General features: G+C 48.4%; 23 protein-coding genes and 1 tRNA gene. 9 read left to right on the forward strand and 15 right to left on the reverse strand.

All coding sequences use genetic code 11. The features are described 5' to 3' along the window. Positions 1-171 precede the first annotated feature (171 nt). Positions 172-426 (forward strand): DNA mismatch repair protein MutS, encoded by a 255-nt coding sequence (locus tag GC178_13555; protein MBI1288592.1) that lies wholly within the window; start codon positions 172-174, stop codon positions 424-426. A 103-nt stretch (positions 427-529) separates the two neighbouring features. Here GC178_13555 and GC178_13560 read toward each other — a convergent pair whose 3' ends face one another. Together GC178_13560 and GC178_13565 are read right to left on the reverse strand one after the other, a co-directional pair. Beyond that, the gene (locus tag GC178_13560) at positions 530-2,659 is read right to left on the reverse strand and encodes a hypothetical protein (GenBank protein ID MBI1288593.1); all 2,130 of its coding nucleotides are present in this window, start codon (positions 2,657-2,659) and stop codon (positions 530-532) included. Between the two features lie 63 nt (positions 2,660-2,722). Then, on the reverse strand, positions 2,723-3,364 hold the full coding sequence (locus GC178_13565; GenBank protein ID MBI1288594.1) for an NUDIX domain-containing protein: 642 nt from the start codon (positions 3,362-3,364) through the stop codon (positions 2,723-2,725). A 189-nt stretch (positions 3,365-3,553) separates the two neighbouring features. Between GC178_13565 and GC178_13570 the strand changes: the two genes are divergently transcribed. Then, positions 3,554-4,231: a cysteine protease gene (locus GC178_13570; GenBank protein ID MBI1288595.1), complete on the forward strand. Its 678-nt coding sequence runs from the start codon at positions 3,554-3,556 to the stop codon at positions 4,229-4,231. Between the two features lie 105 nt (positions 4,232-4,336). Here GC178_13570 and GC178_13575 read toward each other — a convergent pair whose 3' ends face one another. Then, positions 4,337-5,131: a DUF2520 domain-containing protein gene (locus GC178_13575; protein ID MBI1288596.1), complete on the reverse strand. Its 795-nt coding sequence runs from the start codon at positions 5,129-5,131 to the stop codon at positions 4,337-4,339. A gap of 88 nt (positions 5,132-5,219) precedes the next feature. Here GC178_13575 and GC178_13580 point away from each other — a divergent pair, with 88 nt between their 5' ends. After that, positions 5,220-5,438 (forward strand): hypothetical protein, encoded by a 219-nt coding sequence (locus tag GC178_13580; GenBank protein MBI1288597.1) that lies wholly within the window; start codon positions 5,220-5,222, stop codon positions 5,436-5,438. Between the two features lie 83 nt (positions 5,439-5,521). On the opposite strand, the gene GC178_13585 is transcribed toward GC178_13580, so the two are convergent. Further along, complete coding sequence (locus tag GC178_13585; protein MBI1288598.1) at positions 5,522-6,931, reverse strand: DASS family sodium-coupled anion symporter; 1,410 nt, start codon at positions 6,929-6,931, stop codon at positions 5,522-5,524. Positions 6,932-7,088: 157 nt separating this feature from the next. On the opposite strand from GC178_13585, the gene GC178_13590 reads away from it, so the two are divergent. After that, complete coding sequence (locus tag GC178_13590; protein ID MBI1288599.1) at positions 7,089-7,403, forward strand: hypothetical protein; 315 nt, start codon at positions 7,089-7,091, stop codon at positions 7,401-7,403. A 135-nt stretch (positions 7,404-7,538) separates the two neighbouring features. Here the strand turns inward: GC178_13590 and GC178_13595 are convergent, their stop codons facing one another. The 7 genes from GC178_13595 to GC178_13625 all read right to left on the reverse strand — a co-directional run bounded on the left by GC178_13595 (position 7,539) and on the right by GC178_13625 (position 13,926). Continuing rightward, complete coding sequence (locus GC178_13595) at positions 7,539-9,956, reverse strand: cytochrome C biogenesis protein (GenBank protein MBI1288600.1); 2,418 nt, start codon at positions 9,954-9,956, stop codon at positions 7,539-7,541. Continuing rightward, positions 9,956-10,372 carry a cytochrome c maturation protein CcmE gene (locus GC178_13600; protein ID MBI1288601.1) on the reverse strand — a complete coding sequence of 139 codons (417 nt, stop codon included), beginning with the start codon at positions 10,370-10,372 and terminating at the stop codon, positions 9,956-9,958. Before GC178_13600 ends, GC178_13595 begins: the two co-directional genes overlap by 1 nt. Positions 10,373-10,643: 271 nt before the next feature. After that, positions 10,644-10,859: a CcmD family protein gene (locus tag GC178_13605; GenBank protein MBI1288602.1), complete on the reverse strand. Its 216-nt coding sequence runs from the start codon at positions 10,857-10,859 to the stop codon at positions 10,644-10,646. Between the two features lie 150 nt (positions 10,860-11,009). Then, a complete protein-coding gene (locus tag GC178_13610; GenBank protein ID MBI1288603.1) occupies positions 11,010-11,714 on the reverse strand; it encodes an ABC transporter permease in 705 nt (234 codons plus the stop codon). A gap of 39 nt (positions 11,715-11,753) precedes the next feature. After that, entirely contained in the window at positions 11,754-12,410 is a 657-nt protein-coding gene (locus GC178_13615; GenBank protein MBI1288604.1) for an ABC transporter permease, read from the reverse strand. A gap of 12 nt (positions 12,411-12,422) precedes the next feature. Further along, the gene (locus GC178_13620) at positions 12,423-13,136 is read right to left on the reverse strand and encodes a hypothetical protein (GenBank protein ID MBI1288605.1); all 714 of its coding nucleotides are present in this window, start codon (positions 13,134-13,136) and stop codon (positions 12,423-12,425) included. Between the two features lie 235 nt (positions 13,137-13,371). Then, on the reverse strand, positions 13,372-13,926 hold the full coding sequence (locus GC178_13625; protein MBI1288606.1) for an ORF6N domain-containing protein: 555 nt from the start codon (positions 13,924-13,926) through the stop codon (positions 13,372-13,374). Between the two features lie 165 nt (positions 13,927-14,091). On the opposite strand from GC178_13625, the gene GC178_13630 reads away from it, so the two are divergent. From GC178_13630 to GC178_13640, 3 genes are all read left to right on the forward strand, one after another. After that, positions 14,092-14,628 (forward strand): redoxin domain-containing protein, encoded by a 537-nt coding sequence (locus tag GC178_13630; GenBank protein ID MBI1288607.1) that lies wholly within the window; start codon positions 14,092-14,094, stop codon positions 14,626-14,628. A 93-nt stretch (positions 14,629-14,721) separates the two neighbouring features. Continuing rightward, positions 14,722-15,423: a bacillithiol biosynthesis deacetylase BshB1 gene (gene bshB1, locus GC178_13635; GenBank protein MBI1288608.1), complete on the forward strand. Its 702-nt coding sequence runs from the start codon at positions 14,722-14,724 to the stop codon at positions 15,421-15,423. A 49-nt stretch (positions 15,424-15,472) separates the two neighbouring features. Next, positions 15,473-17,287: a hypothetical protein gene (locus tag GC178_13640; protein ID MBI1288609.1), complete on the forward strand. Its 1,815-nt coding sequence runs from the start codon at positions 15,473-15,475 to the stop codon at positions 17,285-17,287. A 1-nt stretch (position 17,288) separates the two neighbouring features. Here the strand turns inward: GC178_13640 and GC178_13645 are convergent, their stop codons facing one another. The 3 genes from GC178_13645 to cadA form a co-directional block, all read right to left on the reverse strand. After that, on the reverse strand, positions 17,289-18,560 hold the full coding sequence (locus GC178_13645) for an oligosaccharide flippase family protein (GenBank protein ID MBI1288610.1): 1,272 nt from the start codon (positions 18,558-18,560) through the stop codon (positions 17,289-17,291). Positions 18,561-19,058: 498 nt separating this feature from the next. Next, positions 19,059-20,342, reverse strand: a complete 1,284-nt coding sequence (locus GC178_13650; protein ID MBI1288611.1) for a hypothetical protein — start codon at positions 20,340-20,342, stop codon at positions 19,059-19,061. Between the two features lie 316 nt (positions 20,343-20,658). Then, positions 20,659-22,785, reverse strand: coding sequence for a cadmium-translocating P-type ATPase (gene cadA / locus GC178_13655; protein ID MBI1288612.1), 2,127 nt, complete (start codon positions 22,783-22,785; stop codon positions 20,659-20,661). A gap of 114 nt (positions 22,786-22,899) precedes the next feature. Here cadA and GC178_13660 point away from each other — a divergent pair. Continuing rightward, positions 22,900-22,973, forward strand: a tRNA-His gene (locus GC178_13660). A 69-nt stretch (positions 22,974-23,042) separates the two neighbouring features. Continuing rightward, a complete protein-coding gene (locus GC178_13665) occupies positions 23,043-23,255 on the forward strand; it encodes a hypothetical protein (GenBank protein MBI1288613.1) in 213 nt (70 codons plus the stop codon). 56 nt (positions 23,256-23,311) lie between these two features. On the opposite strand, the gene GC178_13670 is transcribed toward GC178_13665, so the two are convergent. Further along, positions 23,312-23,701 (reverse strand): DUF1987 domain-containing protein, encoded by a 390-nt coding sequence (locus tag GC178_13670; GenBank protein ID MBI1288614.1) that lies wholly within the window; start codon positions 23,699-23,701, stop codon positions 23,312-23,314. Positions 23,702-23,756: the final 55 nt, after the last annotated feature.

The following is a 23,756-nucleotide window of genomic DNA, read 5'->3' on the forward strand; positions in this document are numbered from 1 at the left end:
CCAGACCAGATGTACTGTCAATCGTGAAACAGTATGTCCATTCGATCGCTGCTCTGCCACTGACGAAAGGTATACTTTTTAGAAGCTGAAAGCGACATGCACTTAAAGTGCATAGTTTTAACTCTTTCTGTGACCAATAAAACGGCAAGACAATAAACCTCACCACTAAACATGGCCAAACTCGTCCTCGACCTACATGACATCTACAACAAAGGCTGGAAGATCGACAAAGCCCTGAACGACATCATTGATGAGGCGGTGGAAAAGCGGATTCCGATCATTGAGATCATTCCAGGCAAGGGCAGCGGCCAGTTGAAGAAGAAGGTGATCCGCTTTCTGGAGCAGAAGCACATCAAGGCCAAGTATCATCGCATTGATAAGGACAGCAAGAATTTCGGAAGGCTGTTTGTCCGGTTCAAGCATTGAGGCCTCCCCTAACCCCTCCTAAGGAAGGGAACAGGCTCAACGAACTATACAGAAATGCATGGATTCTCCCCTTTGGGGAGATGCCGAAGGCAGAGGGGCTGAGTCAAAACCCTGGCGGTTGCCACATATATTTCTTGGTGCGCAGGTCGAAGTAGGCCATTTTGTTCTCCTTTTCCAACCGAAGAATATCATCTTCCATACTGATGATCTCGTCCATGGCACAGGCAATGAGATATTCGCCATCCTTGTCGATCACGCATTTAAAATTGCCACGCTTGACGATGGCCACACCCGAATGGAAGTCAGAAACTTCATCGTACTCGGCAGGGATGACCAGCTCGCCCGCATCGTTGATGTAGCCCCAAAGCTCACCGAGTTTTACCGAAGCACGACCTTCTGAAAAACCGCCTGTGTCGTCAAATTTGGTCGGGATGACATCGATGCCAGCCTCGTTGAAGAACCCGAACTTGCCTTTCTTTCTCGCGGCAAACCTGCCGTCTTTCACAGGGTCGATCAGATCATATTCAAATCCTTTCACCTCCAAGCCTGTTTTGTCGATCACCCCAAAGCTTTTTCCCTTACGCACAATGGCCATCCCATCTTGGAAACGGTAGCGCACCATCTCATCATCCTGGCCATCAAAATCCATCGGTATCATCGGATTGCCGAACGCGTTGATGTAGCCCACTTTGCCATCGCGCAGCACGCAGGCCAAGCCTTCTGAGAACGCCCCGATCCTGTCATATTCGATCGGTGTGACCGAATCTCCCAACGCGTTGATCAGCCCGAATTTTCCATTCCGTTCAACCCGCGCCACGCTTTCTTCGAACGATTCCGCCTCATCGTACTGGCACGGAATGACCAGATCGCCCTGTTTGTTGATGTAGCCCTTCTGCCCATCCATGGCCACAATGGCCAATCCTTCATAAAAATCCCAGGCCTCCTCATACTTCAGCGGAACCACCTGCTCGCCTTTGGTATTCACAAAGCCGTACAGGTCGTCTTTCACCACGCTGGCCAATCCTTCGCGGTAATCGTACACCTCATCATAAATGATCGGCACCACCACCTCACCTTCCTGATCGATCACACCCATCATTTCCGCACGGCCCACAATGGCCAACCCGTGATTGAAAGGCAGCGCCTCATCGTTATTGAACGGAATGACCGTTTTGCCGCGCTTGTTGATGTAACCCCACCGCGCATCTTTGAAAACGGCCGCCAACCCACCGCTGAAATCGGACGCATTCTCATACATGAACGGAATCATGACCTTGCCCGTGCGGTTCACATAACCGAATCTCCCGTTCTGCTCCGCAGGATAAAGCTGCATGGTGAGGATGTTCAGTTCGTCATCCAATTCATCCATGAACGGATAGGCGGGATATTCGAGTTTGAACTCGGCCAGCACCTCGGCCGTCAGTTCGGGCGCAAACAGGCGGAACAGTTTGCGCCAAGCGTCATTCACATACGGGCTCTCTGGGTTCTTCTTGATAAAATCATGCACCGAGCGGACTGTCGGGTTCTGCATGGAGAGTTCGTAAACCTTGTCTTCCGCATTGCGCCTGAATGGCGATTCGGGATAATCGGCAATGAACGTGCGGTAACTTTCCAGATCGCCCTCCTTGGTCTTTTCCTCATACAGAAACCGTTCGTAGAGCGCCTTGGCCTCAATGGTCTCGGCAGCATTCGGGTATTCCTGAATGAACTTACGGATGGCCTCGTGCGAGTTGGCGGCCTTGGCCTGCTCGTAGGCAATGGTTGCCTTCAGGTCCATCACTTCCTTTTTTTGCGGGGCAGATGGGAACCGTTTCAGAAAAAGGTCGCAAATGCGGATGGTGCGTTCCTGCTTCACCTCATCCATCGCGTAGGTATAAACCATCACGCGCAGCCCTTCCACCGACTTGGCATTGATGCCATATTCGGCCACTTTCCCTCTGTCCTTTTCGGAGGCGATCTTCCAGAACGATTCGGTGCGCAGGGCATAGACCAAGGCCGAATCGAGGTTGTAGAACGGGTTCTGCTTGGTGATATGCACCAGCGCCAGACCGTAATTGCCCACCAATCGGTCCTTCTTCACCACTTTCTGAAACAGCTCGCGCGCCTTGAAATAGTCTTTCATCTCAAGCGCCTCAAATGCCTTATCGATCACATTGGCGCGCAGTTGTACGGATGCCAGCAGCACCAGCATCATCGTTATCAGAAAGTTCGTTTTCAGCAGCTTCGCTTGCATACAGAATCTGTAGCGGGGCACAAAAGTAACATACCCATCAATCTATACGAAAGAGGTAGGCCATCAGATGCCGATGGCGCGCATGATCTCTTTCAGTTCGGCCAGCATCATGGCCGTGGCACCCCAAACGGTATGACCATCTACCAGAAAATAGGGCGTACGCATCTTGAATCCTGAGCTGAGAATGATGTCTTTCTCCTCAATGATGTCATCGCGCAGCAGGTAACTGATCTCGGGAATGTGAATGCTCTGCACCTCATGTTCATCTGGAATGAGCAGGGGTGGTTTTTCAAGAATTCCGAGAACGGGATGCACCAAAAAATTGCTGGGCGGGATGTAGAGGTTGGTCAATTGTCCGATGACCTTCACTTCTTCGGGTTTGATGTTCACCTCCTCATCTGCTTCGCGAAGGGCGGTCTGCACCACATTGGCATCGGCATCTTCCATCTTCCCGCCAGGAAAACTGATCTGGCCGCTATGCGTGCCGTCATAATCCGGCCGTTTCATAAGCACGGTACGCACCGCGCCCTTCTCATCAGGAAAAAGGGCAATGAGCACGGCCCCTATTTTGGCGTTGGATGTATCGGGGTTGTAGTTCTGCGCGGCCTTTACTCGCATATTGCTGGCCATGCGCAGTTGTGCCTTCAGCCCTGGCAAGGGCGAAGTGAGTCTCTCTTGCAAACGTGCTGTCAGTTCATCCATCATTGCGAACAAATTTGATCATTTGTTTATTCATCAATATGAAATACTTGAGAATACATGGATTAGCCACAGATGCACTGATTTTCACAGATGAAACACAGAAAATCAGCAAGATCTGAGTAAATCTGAGAATCTGTGGCGATAAAATGTTTCAACTTTTACAGACTAACTTTGCCTCAACAAATTGTGCTGATGGATACTTACGGGCCCGAACATTTACAACCGACATTTTACATAGACAGCGACAACCCCGATGTTGTTGCATTTGCCCAGAAACACGTGGGCAACGCCACCACCGACAGAGAAAAGGCGATCAACTTATATTACGCGGTGCGTGATGGTTTCCGCTACAACCCGTACAACTTGCGCATGAAACCAGCGGATGTGACGGCCAGCCATCTGCTACGCGCAGGCGATGGCCATTGCATTGACAAGGCCATCTTTTTGGCGGCCTGTGCCAGAGCCGTGGGCATTCCTTCGCGGTTGGAGTTTGCCGATGTGGTCAATCACATCAGCAGTGAGAAATTTGTGGAGATGCTGAAGAGCGAGATCTTCGCCATGCATGGCATTACGCAGCTTTACATTGATGGCAAATGGGTGAAATGCACGCCAGCATTCAATAAGGAGCTGTGCGACATCTTCAATGTGGAACCGTTGGAGTTCGATGGCGAGCACGACAGCCTTTTCCATGAGTTCGACAAGAGCCACAACAAGTTCATGGAGTATGTGGCGCAGCATGGCGTTTTCGATGATTTCCCACACATGTATTTCGTGGCCGTGATGGTGCTCAACTACCCGCACCTCTTCAGTTACGAGCGCCTTCGCAGCCTCTTGGCGCCAGACGGGAAGCCTGTTTCGGAGAAAGTCTGACCCCCTCGTCCGCCTATGGCGGACACTCCCCCTTTCAAGGGGGAGAACTGGTGTAATTGTCCAGTCTTTTCTCGAAGCGAAAGTTCCCCTCCTTGAAAGGAGGGGTTAGGGGAGGTCTTTCTGATGCATCTTGATGATGCTTTCGCTTACGTCTTCGTAGAGCTTTTTGAGTTCGGGTGAGACCTTTTCGAGCATATCGAGATGTTCCTGCATCACCTTGGTATCGTTGCGCATGGCAGGGCCTGTTTGCAGATCCTTCGGATGGCCGTTATTGATGTTGTTGGCGGTCTTGCGGATAAGTGGACGAAGAATGTCGAGGTCCATGCCGTTCTTCTGGAGAATATCATCCGCCAACGCATAGAAATGGTTGGTGAAGTTGCAGGCAAACACCGCTGCGATGTGCGTAATCCTGCGCTGCTCAGAGTTCAGCACCTGAACGTTATCGCTGATGGAACGCGCCAATTCCAGTAGCATGCCTTCATTCCAGTTGGAACTACCCTCAATGCAGAACGGCACTTCCTTCATATTCACCTCCGAACCTCGGTGCATGGTCTGCAACGGATAGAAAACGCCCAATCTGTCTGAACAATCGCCCAGCGCAGACATCGGCATACTGCCGGAGGTGTGAGCCACAACTTTTCCTGGACAGAAAATCTTGCTAGCAACCTCGCTGATCGCGTCATCCTTCACCGCAATGATCACCACATCGGTCTCGTCTGGAATGGCCTTGAAATCGGTAGTGAATTTGCAGCCCAGTTCGAACGCCAAGCGTTCGCCCCGTTTCTGATCGCGGTTGATGAGCAACAGCAATTTGTTGCCACCACGTTTCAGCGCCTTTCCCAAGTGGAAGGCCACGTTTCCCGCACCAATAAGCACAACGTTTTTGGGTTCGAGTGGCATGGTGCGAATTTAGATAGAACACGGATAACGCGGATGAAACGGAAATTCGCGGATAAATGCTGACCCTTATGTTCTCAATCGAGTTAAAATGGGCAGAAGCGTTCAATATATTGTTGATGATGAGGGCAAGAAGAAGTCCGTGATCATTCCGTTTGAGGAATGGGAAAAGCAGCGCAAGAAATTGAATGCGTTGCAGAACAAGCTCGATGTCTTTCAGATCATTTCCGAAGGTATTTCCGGCATGAAAGAGGCCAAAAAGAAGGGAAAAGAATTGAAAGACCTTTCCGAATTTCTAAACCAAAACTGAACGCGGATAACGCAGAATGCGCTGAAGATCACGGATAAATAATCTGTGAAACTCCGTGCTATCCGCGTCATCAGTGTTCAATTTCAAACCTTGATGATCTGCATCAGACCCACAATGACCGCAACGGCCAAAAGGTTGATCCAAATACCCGCCTTCATCATTTCAGACACCTTGATGTGACCGCTGGAATAGACCACTGCGTTGGGTGGTGTAGAAACGGGCATCATGAAGGCACAGCTGGCCGCAAGGGTCACGGGAATGGTGAGATAGGTGGCGTCCACCCCACTCTTTTCGGCAATGCCGAACACTACGGGCAGCAACACGGTTACCAAGGCCACGTTGCTCATCACTTCGGTGGCAAACAGTGACACAGCCGTCAGCACCAGACACAGCACAAATACGGATCCGTTGAAGGAATTGGCCACCCAATCGCCCAACAGGTCGATCATGCCTGCGGCTTCCAGTCCGCTGGCCAGGGAAAGTCCGCCACCGAACAGAATGAGGATACCCCATGGCAGTTTGGTGGTGCTTTCCCAGCGGAGAATGAATTCTCCCTTCTTCCACGAAACAGGCACCAGGAACATGAGCAGTCCACCGCCCATGGCAATGTTGGTGTTGTTGAGGGCGTTGGTTCCGATGAGGTGATTGATCTGAACCGCAAATACCCAACAGAACACCGTGAGGCTGAAAACTACCAGCACCAGCTTCTCGGGCAGTTGCATTTTGCCCAATTCCTTCCATTTGCGATCGAAGAGTTCCTCCACGCCATCTATCGGCTGGGTTCGCAGAGGATACAGCACTCTTGTCAGGAGAAAATAGGTTCCCAACAACAGCAGCGTGCCACACGGAATACCGATCATCAACCACCGACTGAACGCAAACTCCGTTTGGAAATGCTCGAAGTAATAACCCGCAAATACCACATTGGGTGGCGTGCCGATCAGCGTCATCGTTCCACCAATGTTGGCGGCATAGGCAATGCCCAGCATCAACAGCAGACTGAACCGCTTGAAGGTGACCTCATCGGCTTGTTCCTTTACCAAGGCAATAACGGAGACGGCAATCGGAAGCATCATCACAGCTGTGGCCGTGTTGCTGATCCACATGGCGACCAGAGCTGTGGCCAGCATAAACCCGAAGATGACGCCTTTGAGGTTGGTGCCCGTAATGCGCACCAGACCGTAGGCGATGCGTTCGTGCAACTTCCGTTCTTCCATCGCCAACGCAATGATGAACCCACCCAGAAACAGAAAGATGATCGGGCTGCCATAAGGAACGAATGTGTCCTTCAAACCCATTATTCCCAATGCGGGGAAGAACACCATGGGTAGCATAGCGGTGATGAAAATGGGAAGTGCTTCGGTTATCCACCAGATGAGCATCCAAGCGGCCACGGCCAGCACTTTCGAGGCCAGTTCGGTTGGGCCCAACTCCAACAGCCACACCAGCAGAAAGGCCAACGGCCCCAAGACAAACCCAATGCGTTTCTGTATCTCCACGGGGTGAAATTAATGGAACGCAGATTTATTTATTGAACACGGATGACGCAGAATGCGCTGAAGATCACGGGTAAAAATCCGCGAAACTCCATGCTATCCGCGTCATCCGCGTTCTATTCCTTACTTTCATCACAACCAAAACACTACAACCATGAAACATCTTAAAACAACCCTACTTGCCTTTGCCTTACTTTTTTCTGCGAACGCTTTGATGGCACAGGAGAAGCATGATTATGCCGTCATTACGCACAATACCCAACACCTAAAGATTATTGTTTCCCTTAACGGAGAAAAGGCTGAGGAAATCAATATTCCAAAAGAAGATCAAATCAATGTTTATTATGACACAAACCCTGGTTTGAAACAAGTAAATAAAATGGAAGATGACGGTTGGGAACTATTTGATACTGGAACAGCTGGCTCAGGCTACACTTATGTTTACTACATGAGAAGAAAAGAGCAATAATCAGCTCTTCAACCTCCTGCACATCGCCATCATCAATTAAGTTGTTTGATGGAACACGAACACGGATTACGCGGGTTTTGCGGATAATCGCAGATAAAATCCGCGAAAATCAGTCCAACCTGTGTTATCCGCGTTCTAAGACTTCAACCTTCTGCGCATCGCCATCACCGTACCGATGACCATCACCACGCAGCCTGCCCAAAGGATGTTGATCCATGGGAAGATCATGGCCTGCATCACGATGAATTCCTTGTAGGCATCAGGCTTCTCGTAAAGCGCAATTTCCACTTTGCCGTCTTCCGGCAGCACCTTATTCACAATCAACCGCAGGCCTAGTTCTTCCATCTCCGCAGGAACGGGAATGGCCATTCTGTCTCTGATCACGTAAAGCGGTGAGAGCGTGGTCTTATTGCCCGAGATCTCCAGCGCGGTGAGATTGGCCGCCACGGCAATGTCGCCTTCCTGCAAATTGTACTTCGCCTGATCCACATTGCGGTCGAAGCCATTGAAGATGATCATCGCCTGACCAGCAAAAAGCGTATCGCCAGGAGCCAACTGTTTGGTGTCGGTGTTCTTGTATTCGTCAGGATTGTTCTTGGCCTCCTCCGTTTCCACCTCCGCGTAGGTCACAAAACTGTAGATGTCCTTGTGCAGGAAATGACGCGTGTCGGGCTCCGCGATATTTCCCATCCGTGGGTTGGTCTGCACACGCGGATGCAGCGAGAACGCAAGGTTGTAATCGTTGCCCGTCTTGGTCAGATAATCCACCTGATAGAACACGTTCACGCCTTCCTTCTGCTTGCCCACATACGTCACGAAGTAATCGGCCATGCGCAGCGTATCACCCTTCATCATCAGGATGTTCTCGCGGTTGCTGAAATCGCCCTGCTTGCCCAAACTTTCCACGTCCATTCCAGACGTGTTCATGGAAATGACCTGCGTTTTGGATGTGCTGAGGAATGCGCCCAGCAAGATCATCCCGAAACCGATGTGCGCTACGGAAGCTCCCGCCACTTTCACCTTGCCTTTCAGCACTTTGAACCAGTAGGTCGCATTCGCGAAAATGAGGAAAAGCGAACTGAACAGCATCGCGTAAAACAGCACGTTGCGGTAATGCATGGCCAGGCCGATGGCCACCGTTCCGACCAATGCCAGCACAAACGGAATCGTCAGCCCTTTGGTGATCTGTTTCGGGTCGGTCTTCTTGTATTTGAAGAACTGCGTTACCGCGATGAGAATGGCCAGAATGATTGCCAACGGCAACTGAAAACTGTTGTAATGCGCAATCGGGTCGAGTGGCGGAGCAAGGTTCGTTCCGAAGAGTTTGTTCCACACGGGAATGGACGTGGTGAACATGATCTGGAACGAGGAAATGACCAGCACCAGCGCCCCGATGAACATCCAGAACTCACGCGAGTAAAGGCTGTCCTCATCCTTCGATTTCGGAATCTCTTTCCAACGAATGATGAGCAGGATGATGGCAAGGAAAAGGAACGCCAGAAGGTAAACCAGCAACTGTCCCGACATGCCAAGGTCAGTAAAGGCGTGTACGGAAGTATCGCCCAAAATTCCGCTTCGCGTGAGGAAGGTTGAGTACAGAATAAGAATGAACGTGGCGACTGTCAGTACGAACGTCATAATGAGCGATTGCCCGCGGTTCTTCTGTATGACCATGACGTGTGCCGCTCCCACCAGCGTCAACCAAGGAACAAGGCTTGAATTCTCCACAGGGTCCCAAGCCCAGAAACCACCGAAACTCAACGCTTCGTACGCCCAAGCACCGCCCATCAGAATTCCCGTTCCAAGAATCATCACACCGAAGAATGTCCACGGCAAGGCAGGCTTCATCCATTCGGTGTATTTCTTTTTCCAAAGCCCTGCTATCGCGAAAGCAAACGGAACCAATGTACTGGCAAAGCCGAGGAACAGCGTTGGCGGGTGAATGGTCATCCAGTAGTTCTGCAACAGCGGATTGAGGCCGCGGCCGTCCAGTCTGTCGAGGTAATTTGCGTTCTGTAGGAACGGCAGATTTGCGAAGTCGGGATGTTCGCGCAGCAACAGGAACGGGTTGCTACCAATGCGGATCACATCTCCGAAGTTGGCTCCCAAAACCATCGAAACGAGGAACATCTGCACCAGTGCAAAAACTGCCATCACGGGCGCTTCCCAACTTTTGGCGTACTTCAGCAAAATAGTTCCGAGCACGGCATGCCAGAACATCCACAGCAGGAAACTGCCCTCCTGTCCTTCCCAAAAACTGGAAAGGATGTAGCGCATGGGCATTTCGGAGTTGGAATGTTCCCACACGTAATGGTACTCGAACATGCCGTTGTAAAGCATGTAAAGCAACGTACCGAAGATGCCGAAGACCGAAAAGACATGCAGGCCGAATGCGCTGCGCGAGAGGGCCTTCCAATTGCTGAAAGCCGCGTCATTCTTAGCTCCCAGCGCATAACCGACAGCCGCAATAAAGGCCGAAACAAACGCCAGAATGATAAAAAGGCGGCCGAGTTGGCCTGCCCAAAGATGCTCTCCGATATAGTTGATATCCATTAGGAAGTGGCGCTTTCTGCGGTGAACTCCTGCATTTCGCCTTGCTGCCCTTCATTGTATTTCGAAGGACACTTCATCAGGATCTTCGAAGCCTTGAAAGCATCGCCCTCGTATTTACCGACCAGCACGATCTGCTCCGAGCGCTCAAAATCCTGCGGCTTGGTTCCTGCGAAATGCACACGCTGCTCATCCCCGTTGTTATCCACCATGCTGAATGAGAACAGGTTGGCATCCACCTCCGGATCGTAGGTCATTTCCGCCTCCTTGTCCAATTGGCCCACCACGTGGTATTCTTTGCCTGGGTTATCCTTCGCTTCGCTGAAAGAAGCGTAGGTACTGCTATCAGAAACCGTGGTCAAGATCGCCCCAATGGCAATCGCGATCACGATAATGGCTATGATGTGTGTTTTCTTCATTTTATGCTGATACGAATTACGAATTGGTTACGAATATTCGAATGCAATTGAACCGCAAAGACGCAAAGTTTTCGATGAGATCGCAAAGACAAAGATCAGTCTGTGAGATCTGAGAAAATCTGTGCATCTGTGGCTTTAACATTTTTGGTTACGAATTACGAATGGATACGAATATGCGAACGGTGGTCAAATCAGACGTTTCCGCTTTAGATATTTCGAATTTCATATTTCGGGTTTCAATTTTCAGATTTAAAATCCTCTTTCGGGGGACTTAGGGGGCTTTTTCTTCCTTCTCCAATTTGGTCAGTCGCCTATCGAGAGTTATGAGGTAAACAACCAAACCCACGAAAATGATCGCGATGACACCGACAACCACATAGATCTTTCCGTTCTGGTGAAGCGCATCGGCCATTTCAACGTCTTGGGCAAAGCCCGAAACCGGTAGAAACGCCATCATCCAAACAAGTATTCTTATCAAACTTTTCATCGAACAACTACTCTTTCGTGTTTGTACCAAGTCTTGAAATAGCGTCACCCTGAACTCGTTTCAGGGTCTGAGTACTCCTGTTCGTAGATGCTGAAACAAGTTCAGCATGACGGAACCTACTGTTAGCATGGAAAAACCTCAGTCCCATTCTCATTCCAATGACTTTATCAATCTGTTCTCCTTGATGGACTGCAATCGCACGCGGATGTTCACCAGCCACACGCCAAGTAAGGTCCAGCCAATAATGGCCGGATAGAACACGAGTTTCATTTTATCGTTGAGGTCGTAACCACCGAAACCGGGATTTCCTCCGTTGCCTGGATGGAGGCTGTCTACCAATCGCGGTAGCACCATGATAAATACCATGAACATGACATAAGCGAAGATGTTGTAAACGGCCGACACCCGGGCACGTTTCTGCTCTTCGTCCATACTTCCGCGCAGCACCACATACGCCAAATACACCAGCATTCCCATGGCCACACCGTTCAGTTTGGCATCGCCCGTCCAGTAGGTTCCCCACGTGTTCTTAGCCCACAACATTCCAGTTGTGAGACCGAGCACACCCATGAAAAGCGCCACGTTAATTCCTTCCGAAGCGATGATGTCGGAACGTCTATCGCCTTTCATCAGTTGAATGATGCTGTAAACCAACGATACGGTGAGGATGATCATCATCCCGAACCATTGCGTTACATGGTAAAACAGGTTGCGAATGGTCTCGTGCAGGATCGGCAGCGCTGGAACTTCAATAATAAGCCCGTAAACAAGCGAATACAACGGGAGAATGATGGCGAGCCATTTCCACCAGGCCAACCCAAGAATTTTCGTTGATGTTTCTCCGATTTTCAGCATTGATTTTCAGGACTTTACGAGTTCAAAACAGCCCTTTTTTCAATCGCGCCAAAGGTACGGAAATAAAAGGTAGCTGAGGGCGACAACGATCACAATGATCAATACTAAGACAATTATAAGATTGTAACTGACGGATGGATCGAGGCCATCGACCGCGTTCTTGGAGAATTTGATGAGTGTCATCAAAAACGGTAGCTGCACAGGGAAACTCAGAATGGCCATCAAACTCAGGTTGTTGTCGGTTTTAGCGGCAATGGCCGACATGAGCGTTAGGATGAGCGCAAAACCCGTGCTTCCGAGCCAGAGCGCCAGCGCGAACATGAGGTGATCCTGCACCAGATCACCGATAAAAACGTAGTAAATAACATATCCCAGCAGCGCAATGACCCACATGATGATGGCGTTATACATCATTTTGGCCAGCACAAACGCCTGTGGCGAACACGTGGAATAGAAATACAGCAATCGCCCTTTGTGTTCCTGAATGAACGAGCGCCCCACCGCGTTGATAGATGCAAAGAGCATGATGATCCAGAAAAGGGCGTTCCAAACAGGCACGGAAGTGATCTGACGGAAACTCAGGTAACACACGAAAACCGTGCTCACCACGTACAGCAACAGCCCATTGAGCGCGTAACGGTTACGCCATTCCAACGTCAGTTCCTTGTAAAGAAGAGCCTTTATCTGGGCGAGCATCTGCAAAATGCATTAATAGTGAGCAACGGACTTGCCTAGTTTCAATTCCGCTTCTTCATAAGGTTGTACAAATCGAGAATAATCTTCTTTGCTGATGAAAAGATTTGCCATACCAATCAAATCTGGCGTTACAAATTTCACTCTGGATGAATAAACTTTAGTACTGTCTTCAGAAAGTTTAATGCAAAACTGTCCTAAGATCTGGTCGGTCATTTCTTTGAACGATGGAAGTTCTCCTTTCTCGTTTGAATCTTCAGTTTTTGAGAGATTAACATCTGGATCGAACTCACCCAACGGAATTTCAATTGGCTCGGTCTCTTCCCAAGTTGGAACTCTTTGGTGTTGATCAAAAACGAGCTGACATAAATCCTGATGGTAATTTGCATAGTATCTTAACCAACAGGCGCACTTATCAAACTCCGTCTCGGTAATGGACACCAGTTCTATCTCATCAAAGACAAGCGTTCCTGAATTTTCATTATAAGCGAACAGCCAATCATTTTCCAGCCCTGAGAGTCGTCCGTTTTTGAGAGACGCTAAATGTGTTTTTGTTGACCCACCAAATCTTAAAAAATAGGTCTGATCTGACTTCGAAATATTTAACCGTACAGGTTCTTCATCATAAATTCCAAGCCAATTCCCTACATACGGATCTTTCTCGTCTTGACAGGCTGAAAATACCAGCAGACATAAGAGCCAAAAGGTGTAAGTTTTAAAGTTCTTCATTATGAGCTATGAGATGCGAAGATACGGTTACGAATGGGTACAAATATGCGAATGCGGAAACCGCAAAGACGCTGAGTTTTCGCTAAGAACGCGCGAAGACGCTACCACCTCATCTCAGGCACGCTTGAAGATGTCCTTCTTGGCCTCTTCCCAACTTCGGGTCTTCATTTCGCCTTTGGCAATCAGATCCACCCGTCTGCTCACTTCGTCCATCTGATTCCTTTGGATGTGTTTTTTATTCTTCATCACGCCTATAACCTATTCTTGTGCGATTGGCCTGATCTGCCTCAGCCTGTTTTGCCTTTTCCAATTGTTGCAGATACTCGAATATCATTTTGATCTGTTCATCATGTCCCGAGACCAATCTCCGAGTCTCCTCCAACTGGGCAAACAGTTCCGCATGATTCAGCATCATTTCGCGCATTTTCACAAATACCTCGATGATGCGGATGCCCATGAATTTGGCACGTTTGCTCCTAAGTACATTTGCAAGTTGAAGAATTCCATGTTCGGTAAAAACCATTGGTAGGTAGCGCGTTCCCCCTCTTCCTTCCTTTGAGGTCACGATCTGTGACCTCAAAGCATTGAACTCGTCCTTTGTAAGTTCAAACATGAAGTGTTCTGGAAAAATATCAAGGTTTCTGCGCACCGCCTGTTTCAGCGCTTTCGTTTCCACCTCATACAGTTCGGCAAGGTCGTGGTCCAACATCACCTTCGTTCCGCGTATCTCATAGATCTTACTTATCAGAACTTCCTGCGGAAGCAGCGATATTCCGTCATTCTCTGGCATGAATTCCAAAGAAAACCATTTTCCGCAGAAATGAACAATCAGAGAAGTCCGTGAAAATCAGCGCATTTTCGAAAGTTTCGGAACAAGTTGTGGCTGAAAAATGTTCGAATGCGATACCTTGCAAACAATCCACCGCAAACGAGTGTTTCCCTTAAAAATTCAACCATGAAAAAGCTACTCATCCTTTTAATGACCATCTCAACAACAGCAGTTATGGCACAGACAAAAACACTCTACGATTTTACCGCCAAGACCATTGACGGGCAGGATTTCGATTTCTCAACGCTGAAAGGCAAAAAAGTGCTGATCGTAAATACGGCCAGTAAGTGTGGTTTCACACCGCAATATGAACAGTTGGAAGAACTCTACAAGAAATACGGTGGCGAGAATTTTCAGATCATCGGTTTCCCGGCCAACAATTTCATGCATCAGGAACCTGGCAGCAATGACGAGATCGCGGAGTTCTGCCAGAAGAATTACGGTGTGACCTTTACCATGATGGAAAAGATTGATGTGAAGGGAAAAGACCAGCACCCGATATATGCTTGGCTCACAGAGCAAAGTCAGAATGGCGTGGAAGACGCTCCTGTGAAATGGAATTTCCAGAAGTTTCTGATCGATGAGAATGGCAATTATGTGACGCACCTTGCCCCTAATGTTGACCCGATGTCTGAAGAGATTCTTTCTTGGTTGGGAAAATGACCCTTCGATACGATCCGATTTCATCGAACCACTCAGGGTGACCCTCGGTAAGCACGTTCGTATATTCGTACCCATTCGTAATTTGTAACCATTTTGAAACTGGACATTCTTGCCTTCGGTGCGCATCCTGACGATGTGGAAATTTCTGCTTCTGGCACCATTCTGAAGCACATTGAACTTGGTTACAGGTGCGGTATCGTTGATCTGACGCATGGAGAACTCGGCACGCGAGGAAGTGGTGAACTCCGCCTGAAGGAAGCGGCCAAAGCCAAAGAAATCCTCGGAATTGAAGTGCGCGAAAACCTCGGTTTTGCAGATGGTTTCTTTTCCATTGATAAGGAACATCAACTGCCGATCATTGAAATGATTCGGAAGTATCGACCAGAAATTGTTCTTGCAAATTCCGTTCATGACCGTCATCCCGACCACGGAAGAGCTGCCAAATTAGTAGCAGATGCCTGTTTTCTATCTGGTTTGATCAAAATCGATACTGGTCAGGAAGCATGGCGACCCAACGCGGTTTATCATTACATTCAGGATGAATACATCCAACCGGACCTGACCATCGACATCACGCCATACTTCGATAAGAAGATCGAGAGCATTTTGGCGTACAGCTCACAATTCTACGACCCGACCAGCGATGAACCTGACACACCTATTTCGGGCAAGGAATTCCTCGATTTCCTGAAAGGAAGAGCACGGGTTGTTGGAAGACCGATCGGGGCGGAGTTGGCAGAAGGATTCACAGCAGCGAGAAATGTCGGTGTGAATAATCTCTTTGACCTCCAATAGACGTTTCAACATCCATTCTTGGGTATCTTTGCAGTCGCATTTTATTCGAATGAATAGACTTCTCATTGCGCTCCTCGGTCTGATAACGTTTGTGGGGAGCAGTTGGGGACAGAACCTCAACGAACTCGACCGGAACGATTACCGACCTCTACGGAGGAAAGGCACCTTTTTCACTTCTCCGCTTTTGGAATGTGTTTACAACGGAAAATACGTTCCTCCGTTCGAAAAAGAGCTTCTCACTTATATCCTGGAGGCAAAAAAGGCAGGAGCAGCTTCACGCATTTCCGTTTACTTCCAAGAACTGAACTCAGGTCATTCTTATGGAATTGATGAAGACGGATATTACTCTCCCGCCAGCATGATGAAAGCCGCAGATATGATGCATATCTACAAATTGGCAGAGGTTGACCCGGAAATCCTGAATGAGACGATCATTATGCACAAAAAAAGAACCGATGCCATTGGTGACTCTCGCCTTAGGGAAGGAGGGGAATATACTGTGCTAAATGTAATGGCAGAGATGATCCTTGAATCCGATAATCAGGCCATGTTCGCTCTTCAGGATCATTTTAAGAACGACCAACTATGGGCGTCCGTATTCAGAGAACTCGGACATGAGGTGGATTACCGAGCTGACAATTTGAAATCGATCACGCCAAAAGTCTATTCAACGATCTTCAAAGCACTTTATAACGCCACGTACCTCAGTCCAGAATACTCGGCCGAAGCGCTTAAACTCCTTGCTTCTACTTCATTTGCAGACGGCATTCTACGAGGGGTAGATGACACAACGGTTGTCATCGCCAATAAATTCGGGTTCCGAGAGTGGTCAAAAAGCTTTCAGTTTCATGAAACAGCAATCGTTTACCTCAATGACAATCCTTATGTGTTGTCGGTAATGACCGAAGGCTCAAAAACTGCCACTGACCTGACAACGGTTATTGCGGAAATATCCCGAATCATTTTCAACAGCTACCGTGGGATTGACAAGAGCAAATCTGTCGGCTCTGGAGTCAACTCCACAGAACTGGTTAAGCCATTGTTCGAATGCTACACAGACTCCATAGGGTTCATTCCTGTGAAAAGACGCCTGATGGCAGAACTCAGCCCAATTCTACAGAAACCCACTATCAAAGATGTATCCATTTACATGATAAGCCTGCAGAGTGGGAGTTTCCTTCAAATAAACCCCGATAAGCGGTATGGGCCGGGAAGTCTGATGCGCCTGCCCCACATGATGGCACTGCTCAAAGCGTCAGAACGAAACCCCATACTGTTGGAACAACGCTTCAAGTTTATGAGAGATACAACCCTGTTCAACCTGAAAGTGGGCGACAATGGGCTTATCGCTGGAAAGGAATACAGCATGAAACAACTGATTGAGCGCATGGTGGTATTCTCAGACAATGATGCCTTGGACCTTATCTACACAAGCACTTTGAACAAAGGAGAAGTTTGGCAACGATTGTTCAATGAATTGGGACTTGGTCATCTATGGAAAAACAACCGTGTTTCATCCAATATCACCGCTTGGGAGTATGCTACATTCCTCAGAGCGGTTTACAACTCCTCATTCCTGAACAACAGGAATTCTGAGCTGGCGCTGGAAATCCTAAGTCGCTCAAAGTTCAAATTGGGAATTCGCAAAGGAATAGGTCAGGATGACTACGCTGCAACCAAATTTGGTGAGATCGATTATGAACTGAATGGAGAAAGTGTCATCGAGCTGCACGAAGGAGGAATCATCTATTGTGAGGATAATCCCTACATCCTCTGCGTTATGACACGAGGAACCGATTTTGAGGATCAGGCAGGTATTATCGAAGCTGTTTCAAAAATCCTATACAAGGAAATGTCAAAGTGACTCAGGTGAAGGTCAGGTACATACCTGCCATTGCTATAGAATACCCCAAATGCCATTTCCACGGCCAGTAAATGGTGGGCGAAACGCCTTCTGACCTTTTCAAAAAGAACATCAGAACGAGTTTTTCCAATGTGCTGGCAATGACCGTTGCAAAGGCAATTCCGACCAGCCCGAAATACTGGATGAGCAGAATGCTCAACCCAAAGTTGAATAGGAGCTCGATCAGCGCCACCCACATGATGGTGGATGTTCTTTTCAACCCGATCAGCAGCGTTTGCGGGAACACCAACCGACTGACAATTAGCAGCAGATAGACATTGAAAACAGCCGCACTTTCAATGAAATCTGGATTGAACAAACGCGGATAGAGCCATTCGCTCACCAGCATCATCCCGATGGAAACGGGAAAGAAAAGATGCATGAGTCTGAGGCTTTCCCGTTTGATGGTGGCGGCCACTTCCTTCACGCCAAGTTGCGCCACTTTAGGCACCATACCATTGCTGAATGCGTTGGCCAAAAGCAACACCAACGGAAACTCTTTTGCTCCGTAGCGATACACTGCAAATGTTCCTTCATCGAAATATTTGGAAACGATGAAGCCGTCCAAGTATTCGGCAGAGCCCGAAAGCAACGTGGCTGCAATGAGCGGGACAGCAGTTGCGGAAAACTGGGCAATAAATTCGCCATCGAATTTGAATTCCGCATATCTGAAAAGCAATGCGATAAGAACCAAAAACCGCACAGCGGCACTCAACATCAGACCGTAGATCGCCTCCTGTAGGCCGTAGCCCAATACGATGGGACCGACCACGGCCAACAGTTGAATTCCGAAAGCAACCAATCCGTAGAAAGCAAGTCCGTTTGCCTTTTCCTTGAGCAGGAGAATGTATTCGACCAGATAGCTTGGGCCGACAAGCAGCACGTAAAATGAAAACATGGCATAATGCGCCAGAATTTCCGGATTGTTGGCCATGAACGAATAAGGCGTGACCAGCAATCGGAATGCGATGAAAACCACCACCGAAATGCCCGAAAGCACCAAAAATGCGTTGAAGAATTCCTTCGATCTTTCCTTCGGTTGATAATTCGCTAAGAGCGATTGTGTGAGACCCGAAAGCCAGAAGAAACTGAGCACGCTGCCAAGGAAAAGCAGCGCTTCGTAAATGCCGATCTCGTAGGTGCTCAGTCCGAATTTCGTGAACAGAATACCCGTCAGGAAGAAGGTTCCGAAACGGAGAACTTGAAAGAATTGAAGAGCGCGGACCGGGGACAATTAGCGTGATTAACGGATTAATAGCCATTTAAAGGAACCGAAAACTCGACACAGACGGGAATTCCATCCTGCTTACCGGGAATCCATTTCGAAAACGTCTCAAACTGTTTCTCGAGTTCGTTTGAACAAAATCTGCGTTCTCCCGGCTTGAAAATTGGCAAAACCATCTTTCCCTCAGTATTCACAATAAACGATAATGCGCTTGCATTGGGCACCTTGCACGTAATGCTTTCAAGGGCAGCCCGTACGTCATTGATCAACTCACCGGGTTCTCCGGTGTATTGCGGCATTTCAGATACCCATCGAAATACCACCTCACAATCCTCACATTTGGCTTTGGCGGTTGAATCAATTGAGGTTTGAGCAATTACCAGATCAACGTCAAAAACCAATACAATCAGTAAACAGCCCAGAATCTTCCGCACGTTTAGCAGACCGAACGATGACGCTTTCAGCATCAACTTTTTCGAATTTGAATTGGGATTTTGGACATCCATTCTACGTGGTGATGATTTCCTGTGCAACGTTATTCTTAAATGAGAAAAACGTGCGGTAAAACTCGAAACTTCCCCACAGGAATGCAACGAGGAAGAGCGTGGCGATGAATTCGGGCCAGAAAATGAACCATCGGTTGTAGTCGATGTGGATACCGAGCCAACTGTCGAAATAGCGGAGATATTGCATGACGGCCTCCATGTTGAGCAGGTAACCGGTGGAGACGAGCATGTACACGATGGGACGGTGCGTGAGGATCATGAACAGACCTGAGAACAGCACGGCAGGATGAACATACCGTTCGTGCATTTGCGTATTGAACATGAAGAACGCGATGGTGACAAGCGCTGCCACTTGGAAGATGGTGCCGAGGCGTTCGTTGCGTTTCAGGTTTTCGAAAGCTCCGTTGTTGACGGCCAGAAAAAGCGGTAACAGAACCATTGCCGAAGCCACGAAGAACATTGCCATTCCCCAGTACTTCAGTGGGATTTCCAACACGGTGCGTTTATCTGAGAAATTGAATGGGTCGTTGACCAGATAGTACCACAGGTTGTATGCGTTGCGCGATAAAACGGGATAGTGATCGACCGATCGCGTTGCCAACGCATGAACCGTTTCCATCAGGTTTCCTGAAAACAGAAACGGAAAGAGAATGAGCGCTTGTACGCCCATGATGGCGAACAGGTGTATGCCGAGGAATTTCCAGCCTTTGTTGCGGATGAACGGCAAACTGAGAATCAACACCAACGGCAGGAAAATGATGGCCTGCAACTTGAAATTGATGGCGATGAGCATCAGTACAAGCGACCATTTCCAATGTCCACGTTCCGCATAAATCAGAGCCGCCAAGGCGAAAAACGTGTGAATGGTATCGACCTGACCCCAAATGACCGTGTTGTACCAGAATGCTGGATTGAGGAAGAAAACCAGAAATCCCATCATGGGTTTGCCCGTTCTTTTCAGGATGTGGATGACGACCGCCAGCGTGAGAAAATCGAACGGCAGGACGAGTGCTTTCAGCCAATTCACAGAAGTGAGACCGATCTCTGCTGCATTGTGATGGAACAGCGAGAAGACCTTGAGCAGGTAGAGAATCAGCGGATTATTGTTGACCTCTGGGTCGAGGTAAACATTTCCAAGCCCATTGTTCAGAATGTCCTGCGACCAGCTGATCCAGAAGTACTTATCGTAGCCTGCATCGGGCAGCACGAACAGAAACACGAGATAGGACAGCCCGAAAAGGATGTAGTATTTCAGTGCATCCTTATGTAGCCACCGTAACCACATGATCTAAAGAGGAAATGTGAAATGTGAAATAGGAAAAACGTGTATCTCTCGCAAAGACGCCAAGGCGCAAAGGATTTTTGCAGAGAGGTGTTCTGAGGAATGGAGATGCGTAGTGACAAAATCCTCCGCCTCGTTCCTCGGCATCCCGAAGTATCGGGACAGGCTCTCCTTTAAAAGGAGGAACTGGTGCAACGTTGAACCCAATAGACCGAACTCGAATCTTATGAAACGTTTTGGCCCAAGAAGCTTAGAAAAAGAAGTCCATTCTGTGAAAACCTCTGTGCTTTCTGTGTTTCTGTGGCCAAAAGATGTCATTTCAATCAATTGATTTGAACTTGAAACGAATGGAATTACCAATGACGACCACATCCGAAAAGGCCATACTGAAAGCTGCAACCATGGGACTGAGCAGACCGATTGCCGCTACTGGAATAGCCAACGTGTTGTAGCAGAACGCCCAGAACAGGTTCTGTTTGATGGTTTTGACCGTATGATTTCCCAATTGGAAAGCCTCTTTGAGTTTGCCGATTCCGCCTTTGTCCAACACAACCACGCTTGCAGCATTAATGGCAACTTGCGTGGCGTTGCTTAACGAAATTCCAACCGTGGCGCGCGTCAACGCAGGTGCATCGTTGATGCCATCTCCTACCATGGCGGTAGGAACTTCATCTGAGAATTGCTCAATGAGTTTGAGTTTCTCGTCAGGCGATTGCTCCGCGTAAACGGTTTTGATGCCAAGTTCATCGGCCACCAACTCACATTTGCGTTTTCGGTCGCCACTGACCATGATGGTTTCAATGCCTTGCGAATTCAAGTAAGAAACGAGGCCTTTTGCATCTTCACGAACTCTGTCCGTCAGCGAAACCTCTGCTACCAATTCGCCATTTTTCAGCATGTAGATGTCGCTGTCCGTACACTCCATGTTTCCATCAAGCATCTTGAACGAACCGACCTTCCATTCATTGCCCGAAGCATCTTTGCCGGTCAAGCCTTTTCCTTTCTCTTCTTCTACAGATGCAAACTCAATCTTCTTCGCTTTCGATTGAAGTTCTGCTACAACCGCACGTGCAATCGGGTGCGAGGAATACTGTTCGACACTGAACAGCACATTCTGCATCTCTTCTTCCGTTCCATTCAGCACGTTGAGCGAACCGATCTTGATATCGCCAGAAGTGAGTGTTCCTGTTTTATCGAAAACCACTTTTTTCACTTTTGAGAGATTCTCGATGCTTTCAGCGCCTTTGAAAAGGATGCCGTCTTTTGCACCACGACCCAGACCGACCATTACGGCAGTTGGCGTGGCCAGACCCATGGCGCACGGGCAGGAAATGACCAGAACCGCCACGGATTGCATAATGGATTGCTGTAGGGAAATGTGAAATATGAAGTGTGAAATGAGAAAAGTGAGAAGAGAAATGCCCAGCACGACCGGAACGAAAACGCCACTCACTTTATCCGCCAAGCGCTGAATGGAAGGTTTTTCCAACTGCGCCTTTTTCACCATTTCGATGATGCTGGAAAGTACGGTCAGCTTTCCAACGGTGGTGATTCGCACAAGTCCGTTTCCATCCGAAACCAGCGTTCCACCGATCACCATCTGATCCACGTCCTTGCTCACAGGCAAACTCTCGCCCGTCACCATGCTCTCGTCAATCTGCAACTCGCCTTTCACCAACACGCCATCTGACGGAATGCTGTCCCCCGATTTCACCATCACAAGATCATCGACTTTGAGTTGATTGAACGGAACGCGTTCCACATGTTCATGTCCATCATGCTTCACCACTTTGTCGGCCAAACCTTCCTGCAATTTCCCGAGTTCGGTGATGGCCGTTGTGGTCTGTTTTACAGAGCGATGCTCGATGACGTTACCCAACAGAACCAGCGTGACGATGGTGGCCGAAGTTTCGAAGAACAGGAAATTATCGGCTTCGGGCGTTCCCCAGTTCATCAGCGTTCCGACCAAGCTGTAGGCAAATGCCGATGTAGAACCGATGAAAATGAGCACATCCATGTTCGGCACGCCATTTCGTAAAGATCCAAGTCCACTTTTTCCGAAGTGATACATGCCAAGCAACATGACGGGAAGACTCAATCCCAATTGCACTATCGGGTCACTAAGGAAATCCGGCATTCCCGGAATCATGTGCAACAGCAGCGGAATGGTAAACGGCAGCGTAAACAGGAATTTCTTCTCGATGGAGGCTAAACCTTGCTTCTCTTTCCGTTTCGTGCCTACATATTCGTAGCCCGCTTTTTTCACGAGTTCCGCCACGTGATCCAGGTCGATATCTTTTACGTCTGTGAGGTAAACTTCGCCCGTGGCGTAATTCACGTTCACATCAGAATATCCTCCTTTCGTAAGTGCGCGATTAACTCCTGCTGCACAGCTCGAACAGGTCATTCCTTCTACCAATACCGTTGCTTCTTTCTTCCCTGCCATCTCTCAAATATAGTTTATTGCCCTATGGAAAATTTGAATCTTATAAGGTTAAACAGATGTAAAATGGAACTGTTGTTGGAATTGTCAGTTACATTATCTTTGCCGCCCCAAACGGTGGTTGTAGCTCAGTTGGTTAGAGCACTGGATTGTGGTTCCAGGGGTCGTGGGTTCAAGTCCCATCATCCACCCGAAAAAGCCTGCGAACGCAGGCTTTTTTAGTTTAGAGTTGACAAGAAAATCGGTTGATCAGTTTTAGGATGCAACAGCCCGACCCGAATGTGCTGAAGGAATTGCTTACGTACAAGATGCCGTATGGCAAGTACAAGGATTGGCGCGTCTTGGATATTCCTGTTTATTATCTGGAGTGGATGTACGCGCAAGGCTTCCCGAAAGGGAAATTGGGAATGATGCTTTCCACAGCCCATGTCATCAAGACCAACGGATTGGAACATCTGCTTCCGAAGCAATAAAAAAAGCCCACCGAACAAATTGCTCAGCGGGCCTTCCTGTTGTCAAACATTGGTACTTAGTCCGTGTATTCTTTGAACTCGAAATCCATCCCTACCGTTCGGGCGAAAACATGCCCAAGATCAAGAATGTCGATATCATCTTCTTCGTAGAACCAGAACACGGTCACATCATTTCCATCGTCCTTTATCTCCTTCAACTTCCTCAATATATCAGAAATTGATTTTGAGGATGGCGTATTGAAGTATTCCAACCTGAACGTGAATTCTGTCTTTGAATTCGGAGCAGCGGCATACGAATCAAGCCATTCCAAAATGGGCAAATAGAAACCTTTCGCATTCAATGGAAAGGATCTTCCCGTTATCTCAAATCTGTTCGCTTCGGCATCCAAAGTGACCTGTGGTGTCTCCTTGGTAGCCTCCAATCTTAGTGATTTCAAGTCTCCCATTCGCTTACGGATTTATAGGGGTGAAGGACGTGGTCAGACATCCTGCAATCAAATA

The sequence above is a fragment of the Flavobacteriales bacterium genome (assembly GCA_016124845.1).
In the GTDB taxonomy this organism is placed as follows: Bacteria; Bacteroidota; Bacteroidia; order UBA10329; family UBA10329; genus UBA10329.